General features: G+C 71.4%; 7 protein-coding genes. 2 read left to right on the top strand and 5 right to left on the bottom strand.

Translation table 11 applies throughout. The annotated features are described in order from the left end of the window. The 3 genes from AWQ68_RS33475 to AWQ68_RS45390 all read right to left on the bottom strand — a co-directional run. On the bottom strand, positions 1-289 hold a 289-nt coding region (locus tag AWQ68_RS33475), incomplete at its 3' end, for an FAD-dependent oxidoreductase (protein ID WP_174554173.1). A gap of 40 nt (positions 290-329) precedes the next feature. Then, positions 330-2,384 carry a catalase gene (locus AWQ68_RS33470; protein ID WP_066948466.1) on the bottom strand — a complete coding sequence of 685 codons (2,055 nt, stop codon included), beginning with the start codon at positions 2,382-2,384 and terminating at the stop codon, positions 330-332. Positions 2,385-2,489: 105 nt separating this feature from the next. Further along, the gene (locus AWQ68_RS45390; protein ID WP_066948464.1) at positions 2,490-7,715 is read right to left on the bottom strand and encodes a ThuA domain-containing protein; all 5,226 of its coding nucleotides are present in this window, start codon (positions 7,713-7,715) and stop codon (positions 2,490-2,492) included. Positions 7,716-8,033: 318 nt separating this feature from the next. Between AWQ68_RS45390 and AWQ68_RS33460 the strand changes: the two genes are divergently transcribed. After that, entirely contained in the window at positions 8,034-9,236 is a 1,203-nt protein-coding gene (locus AWQ68_RS33460) for an ROK family transcriptional regulator (protein WP_066948461.1), read from the top strand. A 146-nt stretch (positions 9,237-9,382) separates the two neighbouring features. Next, the gene (locus tag AWQ68_RS33455) at positions 9,383-10,540 is read left to right on the top strand and encodes a sugar phosphate isomerase/epimerase family protein (RefSeq protein ID WP_066948459.1); all 1,158 of its coding nucleotides are present in this window, start codon (positions 9,383-9,385) and stop codon (positions 10,538-10,540) included. Positions 10,541-10,568: 28 nt separating this feature from the next. Here the strand turns inward: AWQ68_RS33455 and AWQ68_RS33450 are convergent, their stop codons facing one another. Both AWQ68_RS33450 and AWQ68_RS33445 read right to left on the bottom strand, forming a co-directional pair. Continuing rightward, positions 10,569-11,582: a TerC/Alx family metal homeostasis membrane protein gene (locus AWQ68_RS33450; protein ID WP_066948455.1), complete on the bottom strand. Its 1,014-nt coding sequence runs from the start codon at positions 11,580-11,582 to the stop codon at positions 10,569-10,571. A 205-nt stretch (positions 11,583-11,787) separates the two neighbouring features. Further along, positions 11,788-12,084 carry an alpha/beta fold hydrolase family protein gene (locus AWQ68_RS33445; RefSeq protein ID WP_066948453.1) on the bottom strand — a complete coding sequence of 99 codons (297 nt, stop codon included), beginning with the start codon at positions 12,082-12,084 and terminating at the stop codon, positions 11,788-11,790. Positions 12,085-12,175 lie beyond the last annotated feature (91 nt).

Below are 12,175 nucleotides of genomic sequence, written 5' to 3'. Positions count from 1 at the left end.
GCGGCAGGGGCGGCTCCACCCAGGTCAGGCCGTGCTCCTCCAGCCGCAGCTCGTGGAAGGCGGGCGAGCCCGCCCCCAGCGGGTGGACCGCCGAGCAGACGTCGTGGTGAAAGCCGGGCAGCGTCAGCTCCCCGGTCCGCGCCCCGCCCCCGACGGTCGCCGCCGCCTCGTACACGTGTACGCCGAGGCCGGCCCGGGCGAGCGTGACGGCCGCCGTCAGCCCGTTCGGCCCGGCGCCCACCACGACCGCGTCCACCTCGGCCCGCGGCCGCGGCTCGGTTCCGGCCACAGTCGCCGACTGCCCCCCGCGGTGATCGTTAGCCGGGGGCTCAGGCCGAGAGCATCGCCACGTCGCGGTCGTAGTGCCGGTGAACCTTGATGGCGTCGGTGAACGCCTGGACGAACGCGCCGCCCGACGTGTCGGGCCCGACCACGCCCTGCGTGCCGGGCAGCCGGGCCGCCTGCAGCAGGGCCGCCCCACCCGGCAGCGCCGCGATGGCCTTGCCGTGCTTGAACGCCTCGCGGACGAAGTGGAGCGCGGGCCCGTCCTCGGCCAGCATGCCGCCGTCGGCGAGCAGGACCGCGTCGTACAGCACGGAGTTCGTCGCGGTGAGCTGGCGGTCCACGGTCAGCGAGGCGGCGCTCCCCTCGTGCGGCGCGATCAGCTCGCAGATCGCGCCCTGGCCCTCCAGCGCCTCCTTGACGGGGGCGAGCGCGCCCGCGTCGGTGGCGTCGGTGACCAGGATCGCGATCTTGCGGGTGGCGATCGTCTCGCGCGCCGAGTTGGCCTGGCTCAGCGCGGGCGACGCCTTGCCGTGGTTGGCCGGGCCGCCCGCGGGCACCGGCATGCCGAGCCCGAGGGCGACCTGGGTGGCGAGCTCGTGATCGATGTTGACGAGGTGCCCGACGACCTTCTCCTTGATCTCCCGGCGCTCGACGTGGCCGAGCTCGAAGAGAAGGGCGTTCACGATGTGCCGCTTCTCCCAGAAGGACATGCTGTTCCAGAACAGCGTGGCCTGGCTGTAGTGGTCCTCGAAGCTGGGGCTGCGCTTGCGGATCTTCCGCCCGTCCACCCGCTCCTGGTAGTGCTGGAACACCCCGGAGAAGTCGCCGCTCAGCATCCCGGACATCGGGCAGCCGCCGCTGATCGAGTTGATGGAGTAGCTGGTCCTGCTCTGGTGGATCATCCGCTGGTGATATCCGTCGCGGTTGTCGTTGTGCACCGGCGCGACCGGCTGGTTGACCGGGATCTGGGCGAAGTTCGGCCCGCCCAGGCGGATGAGCTGGGTGTCGAAGTAGGAGAAGTTCCTGGCCTGCAGCAGCGGGTCGTTGGTGAAGTCGATGCCGGGCACGACGTTGGCGGTGCAGAAGGCCACTTGCTCGGTCTCGGCGAAGAAGTTCTCCGGGTTGCGGTTGAGCGTCATCCTGCCGACCGGGCGCACCGGCACGATCTCCTCAGGAATGATCTTCGTGGGGTCGAGCAGGTCGAAGTCGAAGGCGTGCTCGTCCGCCTCGGGCACGATCTGCAGGCCGAGCTCCCACTCGGGAAAGGCCCCGCGCTCGATCGCCTCCCACAGGTCGCGACGGTTGAAGTCGGGGTCGTTGCCCTGGATGCGCAGCACCTCGTCCCACACCAGCGAGTGGGTGCCGAGAACGGGCGTCCAGTGGAACTTCACGAACGTGCCCCGGCCATCGGCGTTGACCAGCCGGAACGTGTGCACGCCGAACCCCTGCATCATGCGGAAGCTGCGCGGGATCGCGCGGTCGGACATCAGCCACATGACGAAGTGCAGGGTCTCCGGCTGGCACTGCACGAAGTCCCAGAAGGTGTCGTGCGCCGACTGGGCCTGCGGGATCTCGTTGTGCGGCTCGGGCTTGATGGAGTGCACGAAGTCGAGGAACTTGATGCCGTCCTGGATGGGGAAGACCGGCATGTTGTTGGCGACCAGGTCGTAGTTGCCCTGCCGGGTGTAGAACTTGGTCGCGAAGCCGCGTACGTCCCGTACGGTGTCGGCCGAGCCGCGCGAGCCGGCGACCGTGGAGAAGCGCACGAACACCGGGGTCACCAGCGACGGGTCGCACAGGAAGTCGGCGACCGTGTACTCGGCGAGCGACTCGTACACGCGGAACTGCCCGTAGGCGCCGGAGCCGCGGGCGTGGACCACGCGTTCGGGGATGCGCTCGTGGTCGAACCGCATGATCTTCTCACGGAAGTGGAAGTCCTCCAGGAGCGTCGGCCCGCGCTCCCCGGCCCGGAGCGAGTTGTCGGTGTCGTCGATCAGCACGCCATGGTCGGTCGTGAGCCGGGTGCCCTCGAGATCGACACGGTGCTGGTCGAGTTGCCGCTGCTTCTCGTCCTTCTCTACGGCGTCCTCGTGGCGCACGGGTCCCCCTTCACGGTTGGTCGTCTCTGTCCGTTCGGGGGGACCTTGGGGTCTATACCCTCATGCGCCACATCGGTTAAACAGGGATCGGACGGTCAGCCCGGATCATCGCAGCCCCGCGATCAGGGCGTCCGCGTCGCGGACGAGCACGGCGCGGGCGGCCTCGCCGGCCACCTCGGCCGCCGCGGACCGGAACTTCTCCAGGTGGTGGATCGCCTGGTCCGGGTGGTCCTTGACGTCCTGGTGGTTCGCCGCCTTCAGGAAGTTGGCGAGCTGCGTGCCCAGCGGGCCGTCGACGGAGAACCGGTCCAGCAGGGTCTCCAGGTCGCCGAACGACGTGGTCACCGTCAGCGTCCTGACCTTCTCGGCGGCGTTCCCCGCCTTGTCGGTCGCGGTCACCTTCAGGACGTGCTCGCCGAGCGCCAGCGTGTGCAGGTCGAGCGGTTTGCCGAGGGTCAGCTCCTTCCCGTCGAGGGTGGCCGTCACCGCGTCGATCCCCGACCCCTCGTCCGCGCCCTCGGCGGTGACGGTGACGCGGGCGGCGTCGCCGTACCTGCCGTCGCCGGTGACGCCTCCGACGGTGAGCGTGGGCGCGGTGGCGTCCAGCTTCACAGTGATCTTCTTGGCCTCCTCCGTGTTGCCGGCCTTGTCGGTGGAGCGGAACGCCACCGTGTGCGTGCCGTCCTTCCTGAGCGTGAACGGCTCGGTGTAGGCGGTCCAGTCGCCGTCGCCGACGCGGTACTCGGTCGAGGCGACGCCGGAGCCCTCGTCGGCGGCCGTCAGGGTGACGGTCACCGGCGCGGTGTGCCAGCCGCTCGGCCGCGCCTTCGGGTCCAGGTCCGCGGTGGTCACCGGCGCCTTCTCGTCCGGCTTCGCCCTGGTGAGGGTGAAGTCGTCCACGTCGAAGTTCGCGCCCGTGAAGACGAGGTACAGCCGCGCGCTGCCGGTGGGGAGGTCCGTCAGCGTCGTGGAGACGTCGGCGTACGACTCCCAGCCGCCGGTGTTCGGCACGGTGACGCGGCCGTGCACGGGACCGGTCGGGGAGCCGGTGCGGATCTCGAAGCCGCCGCTCGGGGCGGGCGAGGCGACCCGGGCGGTGAAGCCGGTGACGCCCGTCAGGTCGAGGTCGTCGTAGGCCGCCCAGTCCCCCGGGTTGACGTAGCCGAGCACGGTGCCGCCGTGGGCGGGCGCGTGCGGGTAGGTGTCCACGCCCTGCGCCTCCGACCAGTGCTCGGCCTGGACGGTGACGTCGCCGGCGTCCGCCCCGAGTTCCTTGATCCGGATGTTGCGGAAGGACACCTCGTCGCCCGCGCCGTGGTTCTGGATGCCCACGTACCCCTGCCGGAGCGAGCGGGCGGGGTCGGTGTTGGTGAAGTCGTTGATCAGCGTGCCGTTGAGGAAGACCCGCAGCCGCTCGCCCTCGACCCGGATCTCGTACGCGTTCCACTGGCCGGGCGGGTTCAGCGCGGCGTCGCGGGCGGCGAGATCGGCGGACTTGAAGCCGTAGACGGAGCCGGTGGTCTTCTCCGGGACGTCGGTGGCGTCGATCTGGATCTCGTAGCCGTTGTCCACCGCCGACCAGGGGTCGTCGGAGGCGGGGAAGCCGACGAAGACGCCGGAGTTGTCGTCCCCGCGCATCTTCCAGTCGAGCTTGAGCGAGTAGGAGTGGAACTCCTTCGCCTTGTACCAGTACAGCCCCATGCCGCCCTGGGAGGTCAGCGTGCCGTCGGCGTTGGTGAAGCCGCCCGGTCCCGCCTGCTTCCAGCCGGTCGTGTCGCCGTCGTAGATCGCGGTGTAGCCGGTCTCCGGCCGGCAGTCGGCCTTGGCGTCGCCCATGGCGTAGGCGATGCCGCCGCGCAGGTGCTCGCGGAAGGCGGGCTCGGCGAAGGAGGCCGCGGTGTGCCCGCCGCCGGTGTAGAAGGACCGGCCCCCGTCGTACGGCTTGCACCAGGCGATCGGGTGGTCGGCGCCCATCTTCCCGCCGGAGTAGGTGGACTCGTCCAGGGTGGCGAGCACGTGGGCGGTGGATCTGGCGTTGGTGCGGTAGTCGTACCACTCGTCGGTGCGGTTCCAGGAGCGGCCGAGGTGCGCGGTCGCCGGGTGCGCCCGATCCTCGACCTTGACGGTGGCGGGCTGGACCGCCGGGTGCGAGGCGAACCACGCGCCCACCAGGCGGCCGTACCCGGGCCAGTCGTACTCGGTGTCGGCGGCGGCGTGGACGCCGACGTAGCCGCCGCCACCCCTGACGTACGCCTCGAACGCCGCCTGCTGGGCGTCGTTCAGCACGTCGCCGGTGGTGCTGAGGAAGACGACGGCCTTGTACTTGGCGAGGTTGGCGGCGGTGAAGGCGGCCGGGTCCTCGGTCGCCGTGACGGAGAAGCCGAGGTCCTTGATCGCCTGGATGCCCGCCGGGATCGAGTCGTGCCGGAAGCCCGCCGTCCGGGAGAAGACGAGCACGTCGCCCGAGCCGCCGGGGCCGCCGGAGGCCGGCAGCACGAACCTCTGCGCGGCGCCGCCGTCGCAGTTCCTGATGACGAGCTGGCCGGTGTCCGCGCCGTCGAGGCACCTGCCGGACTGCGGGTTCTTCAGCGAGCCGTCCGGCCCGGCGGTCCACTGCTGGGCGCCGGTGTTGTTGCAGGTGTAGATCTGCACCTTGGTGCCATCGGCGGTGGCGCCGCCGGCGACGTCCATGCACTTGCCCAGCGCCTTGAGGGTCGTCCCGTCGACCGTCCATACCTGCGCCCCGGTGCCGTTGCAGGTGTACAGCTGGACCTTGGTGCCGTTGGCGCTGTTGGCCCCGGCGACGTCGACGCACAGGCCGCCGGGCCCGGCGATCGGACCGGTCGCGGGGCCGCCGGAGACCGGCTCCTTCAGCAGGGTGAAGTCGTCCAGGTCGAACAGCGCGCCGGAGCCGCCGGTGAAGACGAGGAACAGCTCGGTCGTGCCGGCCGGGGCTCCGGCAGCGAGCGTGGCGGAGACGTCCACGAAGGTCTCCCAGCCCCCGGTCACCGGCACGGACACCTTGCCGAGCAGGGCGCCGGTCGCCGAGCCCGCGCGCACCTCGATCGTGCCGCCCACGCCGCCCGAGGAGACGCGCGCGGTGAAGCCCCTGGCGTCACTCAGGTCGTACGGCTTGAAGGAGATCCAGTCGCCGTTGTTGACGTCGCCGACCGTCCTGCCGCCGTGCGCCGACGCCTTGCTGATCTGGGAGACGCCGGACATCGCCGTGTAGTGCTCGGCCTGGCGGTGGCGCGGCTGCAGGATGTGCTGGGTGTGCGTGGTCAGCCCGCCCTTGTCGGTGTACTCGGCGTCGAAGACCGCGAAGATGTTGGCCGCGTCGTCGTGCTCGCCGTCGGACGGGATGGTCAGCTCGCCCGCGCAGCCCTTCGTGGACGTGATCTGGTGGCCGTGGCTGTCGTGGCCGAGCACGTACGTCATCGTGACCTTGTCGCAGTCGATCTTCCCGTCCTCGGGGTCGGTCACCTTGATCGTGAACGGCACGGTGTCACCCCACTCAAACAGCCGGCCGGCGCCGGGCTCCTCGATGGTGACGGTCGGCGCGGTGTTGCCGGCGGTGATCCGCACGCTGGCGCGGCCCGCGTTGCCCGCCGGGTCCTTCACGGTGAGGGTGGCGGTGTAGTCGCCGTCCTCGGTGTACGTCTTGGTCGGGTTCGGGTCGGTGGAGGACGTCCCGTCGCCGAAGTCCCAGGCGTAGGTGAGCGGCTCGCCCTCGGGGTCGGCCGAGCCGGCCGAGGAGAAGGAGACGGTCAGCGGCGTCTTGCCTGAGGTCTTGTCGGCCTTGGCCACGGCGTGCGGCGCGCGGTCGCGTCCCTTGATGTACTCGATCCGGTACAGCGCGGAGTTCTGGTCACCGCCGAAGTAGCCCGAGCCGTAGTCGAGCACGTAGAGCGCGCCGTCGGGGCCGAAGGCCATGTCCATGACCTGGGTCCCGGTCCACGGGAAGTTCGCGATCTCCCCCCGGGCGCCGTCGGCGGCGACGTCGATCGCCTTGATCCAGCGGCGGCCGAACTCGCCGGCGAAGAAGTGGCCGTCCAGCTCGGCCGGGAACTTGACCTGGGAGTCCAGGTCCGGGTCGTAGCGGTAGATCGGGCCGCCCATCGGGGACTCGGACCCGCTCCCGAACTCCGGTGGGGAGCCCTCGTCGCCGCCGTACTTGATCCACGCGGGCAGGGCGGGCGGCAGTGTGGCCATGCCGGTGTTGCGGAAGGAGCGGTTGGCCGGGCCGCCGGCGCAGTCGTACTTCGGCCCGGACGGGCCGGACGGGAAGGTGAACGCGTTGTAGGTCTCGGCCGCCGTGTTCGTGCCGGTGCAGTACGGCCAGCCGTAGTTGCCCGGCCCGGTGACGCGGTCGAACTCGACCTGGCCGCTCGGGCCGCGGTTGGGGTCGGAGCTGCCCGCGTCGGGGCCGTAGTCGCCCACGTAGATGACGCCGGTGGTCTTGTCCACGCTCATCCGGAACGGGTTGCGGAATCCCATGGCGTAGATCTCCGGCCGGGTCTTGGGCGTGCCGGGCGGGAAGAGGTTGCCCTCCGGGATGTCGTAGCTCCCGTCCGGCTTGACCTTGATCCGCAGGATCTTGCCGCGCAGGTCGTTCGTGTTCCCGGCGCTGCGCTGGGCGTCGTACGCGGGATTGCGGTCGGACCGCTCGTCCAGCGGGGAGTAGCCCGCCGAGTCGAAGGGGTTGGAGTCGTCGCCGGTGGACAGGTAGAGGTTGCCCTGGGCGTCGAAGTCGATGTCGCCGCCGACGTGGCAGCACATGCCGCGGTCCGCGGCCACGTCGAGGATCTTCACCTCGCTGGCCGCGTCCAGCGTCCAGTCGGGCTTGATCGTGAAGCGGGCGAGCCGGTTCACGCCCTGCCAGGCGGAGAAGTCGGTCCCGGTCACCGGGGCGTCGCCGGCCGGGGTGTTCAGGCGCGGCGCGTAGTAGAGGTAGACGAACCGGTTCGCGGTGAAGCCGGGGTCGGCCGCCACGCCCTGCAGGCCCTCCTCGTCGTGCGTGTAGACGTTGAGGGCGCCGACGACCGTCGTGTTCCCCGCCGCGTCCGTACGGCGAAGCGTCCCGTCGCGCGAGGTGTGCAGCACGGACAGGTCGGGGAGCACGCTCATGGTCATGGGCTCGCCCATCTCGGGCACGCCCTTGGCCAGCTCGATCCGCTGGTAGTCGGCGGGGTCGATGGCCGCGTGGGCGCGGGCGGGCGCGGCCGGGGCGATCGTCGTGGTCAGCGCGGTGAGGATCGGGAGAGCCAGCAGTAAGGCGCAGATCCGCGCGACCCAGCGGGTGGCGCGGCTGGTACGCCGCCTGGGGGGCATGGCGGGGTTCCCTTCGCTTGGGGGGTGGTCGCGTCCCGGTCGGGTGGTGCAGGGGCACGGGACGCAGAGCGGTGGGTGATGGGCCCGGGTGGCACTCGCCGTGCTCCGCCGTCTCGGCGCGGCGGCGGAGCGGGCGACCGGGCCCGGCTGGACGGGAACGGTTACCGATATCGAGTTACTGGCGACATGCGTCGGATGTCGTCCATATTTCGCGAAAGTAAGCCGGACTTATGCCGACTGTCAACGAAAGGCAATGATCTGCTGATGTAACATCGCGGTGAAGCACCGGGTCCGGACGTCGGTTGATGGGAGACGCGCTTGACGCACGGCACTGTGAGCGAGCCCGGCGGCGGAGCGGCCCCGGGCGCGGGGGCCCTGCTCGCGATCCTGCGGGACGGCCAGGCCCGCACGCGCGCCGAACTGGCCCAGCTCACCGGCCTGGCCAGGTCCACCGTGTCGCAGCGGCTCGACGTGCTGATCGACAACGAGTGGATCGTCCCCTCGCAGGACACGGTCTCCTCCGGCGGGCGGCCGGCCACCGCGTTCGCGTTCAACCGCGGCGCCCGCGTCGTGCTGTCGGCCGACCTCGGCGCGACGCACGCCCGGCTGGCGGTCACCGACCTCGGCATGACGGTGCTGGCCGAGCGGGCCGCCGAACTGCCGATCGAGCGCGGCCCGGAGCCGACGCTGTCCTGGCTGGTCACCGCGTTCGAGGAGATGCTGGCCGAGACCGGGCACCCGCTCTCCCAGATCTGTGGCATCGGGCTCGGCCTGCCCGGGCCGGTGGAGCACGTGACCGGGCGGCCGGTGAACCCGCCGATCATGCCGGGCTGGGACGACTTCCCGGTGCCCGAGTGGCTCGGCGCGCGGCTCGCCGCCCCCGTCCTGGTCGACAACGACGTGAACATCATGGCCCTCGGCGAGCACTGGATCGCCAGCCCGGAGATCGACCACCTGCTCTTCGTGAAGATCGGCACCGGCATCGGGTGCGGCATCATCGCCGACCGGCGGCTGCACCGGGGCGCGCAGGGCGCGGCCGGCGACGTCGGGCACATCCGGGTCGGCACCGCGGGCGACGCGCTGTGCCGCTGCGGCAACACGGGCTGCCTGGAGGCGGTCGCGAGCGGCGCGGCGATGGCCGCCCGGCTGCGCGAGGCGGGCATCGACGCCGACGGCAGCCGCGACGTCGTACGGCTGATCCGCGGGGGCAGCGCGCAGGCCGCGCAGGTCATCCGGCAGGCCGGGCGGGACATCGGCGGCGTGCTCGCGGCCATCGTCAACTTCTTCAACCCGTCGGTCATCATCGTCGGCGGCGACATCGCCGAGGCGGGCGAGCACGTCCTCGCCGGGGTGCGCGAGGCGATCTACAGCCGCTCGCTCCCCCTCGCCACCCAGCACCTGACCATCCGCGCGAGCGAGCTGGGCGACCGGGCGGGCGTCATCGGCGCCGCGGTCATGGTGGTCGAGCACGTGCTCGCGCCGGGGACGGTGGACCAGGCGGTCACCCCGGCCGTGCATTGACCCGCCGCCGACCGCACCGTAACAATGAGGGCGCCCTGATCCCCCCGCGACGGTGGCACGCCGCCGGGATCGCCGGGCGACCGCGCACTCCCAGCGCACCTCCCGACGTGTTCGGCGCACGCGTCCGTGCCGAGAGGACGGCGGCGATGACCGCACACGAAGATCCCATCGAGACCTCGCACGCCCTGCGCCGCGCGCTCGGCCTGAGCCGGCGCCGTTTCCTGGCCGCCACGACAGGCGTCACCGCGGCGGCGGCCCTGGCCGGGACCGGCCCGCTCGCCTCGGCCGCGAGCGCCGCCACGAGCACGGCCGCCGGGAAGGGCGGCAACGGCGTGCTGGTGCCGCCGGGCAAGCGCGGCATCATCCTCTACACCGTCCGCGACGCGATCGGCCGCGACCCCGGCTCCACCCCGCTCGCGTCCGGCTTCCGCCGGGTGTTCGAGGAGCTGGCCCGCATCGGCTACAAGCAGGTGGAGTTCGCCGGCTACGGGCAGCACCCGAACGCCGAGGGCGGCGCCAATCTGGAGAGCGTCGAGGGCGCCCGGCTGCTGCGCCGCTGGCTCGACGACAACGGCCTGCAGGCCGAGGGCAACCACGGCTTCATCCCCGGCTCGTGGCCGCTCACCACGGCCGATCTCGACCGGTTCAAGCTGCACCTGGAGATCGCGAACATCCTCGGCCTCGGCCACATGGGCACCGGCGGCGACCCCACCGGCAGCGCCCACAAGGCCGACTGGGACGTGGCCGCCGAGAAGTGGAACCACCTGGGCTCCCTGGCGTCCGCGGCCGGGATCAAGCTGTACACCCACAACCATGACGCGGCGTACGGGTTCCTCCTCGACAGCGGGCCGCTGGACGCGGCCGGGCGGCCCACCCGCTCGTCGGGCGTCCGCAAGCTGGAGTACTTCCTCACGATCACGGATCCGGCGCACGTCTACCTGGAGATGGACATCTTCTGGGCGCACGTGGCCCAGTTCAGGTTCCGGACCTACACCGCGCCCGACGGGTCGGCGCAGACGGCCGTCTTCGACCCCCTCGCGGTCGTACGGGCGCAGACGAAGCGCTTCCCGCTGTTCCACGCGAAGGACGGCAAGCACAACCCGGCCAGCGCCAACGGCTACGACATGGTGCCGTTCGGCACGGGTGACATCGACTACGCCGGCTTCTTCGCGAACATGGGGGCCAAGGGCTACCACAACCCGATGTACGAGCAGGACAACGCCCCCGGGGACGCGGCGGATCCGGGCCGCTCCCTGCGGTACGCCGAGCTGAGCTACGCCAACATGGCCGCGCTGCGCGGCTGACCCGCCGGGCCGTACCCCGCCTCCGCGCTCACTCCTCGGCGTCGCGCGCCGCCTCCGGCTCCCGCTCGGGAGCGCGCAGCGTGCCGGCGTGGGCGCGGGCGGCGGGGTCACGACGCGACCTGAGCAGGCTGGCCACGGTGGTGACGGCGAGCACGACGACGATGACGCCCAGCGAGAGCATGGTCGGGATCTCCGGCACCCGGTCGCTGAGGCCGTGCGCCCAGTGCAGCACCAGCTTCACGCCGATGAACGCGAGGATCAGCGCCAGCCCGGTGGACAGGTAGACCAGCCGGTCGAGCAGCCCCTTGACGAGGAAGAACAGCGCCCGCAGCCCGAGCAGGGCGAACACGTTGGCCACCAGGACGATGTACGGCTCCTCGGTCACGCCGAACACCGCCGGGATCGAGTCGAGCGCGAAGAGCAGGTCGGTGCTGCCGATCGCGACGAGCACCACGAACAGCGGCGTGACCACGCGCCGGCCGCCGACCCGCGCGACCATCCGGCCGCCGACGTAGTCGGAGGTGACCGGCAGCACGCGGCGGGTCAGCCGGACCAGCGCGTTGTCCTCGACGCTCGGGTCCTCCTGGCGGTGCCGGTAGAGCTGGACGGCGGTCCAGATCAGCAGCGCCCCGAACACGAGGAACATGAACGAGAACAGCGACAGCAGGGCCGCGCCGAGCACGATGAAGACGACCCGCATCACGAGCGCGATCATGATGCCGAGGGTGAGCGCCTTGCGCTGGTGCTCGCCGGGCACCGCGAACGTGCTCATGATGATCACGAAGATGAAGAGGTTGTCGACCGAGAGGCTCTTCTCGACGACGTATCCGGCGAAGTATTCGGCGCCGTACTCCCAGCCCGCGTAGGAGGCGAAGACCAGGCCGAAGGCCACCGCGACCGCGACGTAGAAGACCGACCAGCCGACCGCCTCGCGGAAGCCCACCGTGTGCGGCCGGACGATCCCGAGAATCAGATCGAGCGCGAACAGCAGCACTACCACGCCGACGGTCAGCGCCCAGCCGACCGGGGTTACCTCCAGCACAGGATGACCTCCACCATGTCCGCGACCGTGTCCGCGACCGTGTCCGCGACGATCCGTGCGGATCACCCGTCGCCGCTGCTCGGCGTGCCACGGCGTCGGGCCGGCGGGTTCACGGGGTTCTGCCGCGCTCGCTCGTCCGCCTAACGCGCACCGGGTGGCCCTGGTTCCCCCGGCGCGCGAATTCGGCGCGTCCCGGCGGCGGACGTCAGCGGACCCGGCGGAAGAAGGCGCGGACGTCCTCCACGAGCAGGTCCGGCGCCTGGAGCGCGGCGAAGTGGCCGCCGCGGTCGAACTCCGACCAGTGCACCACGGCGTGCTCACGTTCGGCGAAGGCCCGCACGGTGGAGTCGCCGGGGAAGACCGCCATGCCGGTCGGGACGGGACAGCGCTCGAACCGCCGTCCCCAGGAGGCGGCGGCCTCCTTGTAAAGGCGCGCCGCCGAGCCGGCGGTGCGGGTCAGCCAGTACAGCGTGACGTTGGTGAGGATCGCGTCACGGTCCACGTCGCCGACACCCTGCCCGTACCCGTCGAACCATTCGAGGTTCCAGGCGAGTTGCCCGACCGGCGAGTCGAGCAGGGCGTAGGCGAGGGTC

It is taken from the genome of Microtetraspora fusca, assembly GCF_001570365.1.
GTDB lineage: Bacteria > Actinomycetota > Actinomycetes > Streptosporangiales > Streptosporangiaceae > Microtetraspora > Microtetraspora fusca.
Note: the sequence above shows the minus strand (reverse complement) of the source record. Positions and strands in the feature narration are given on the sequence as shown.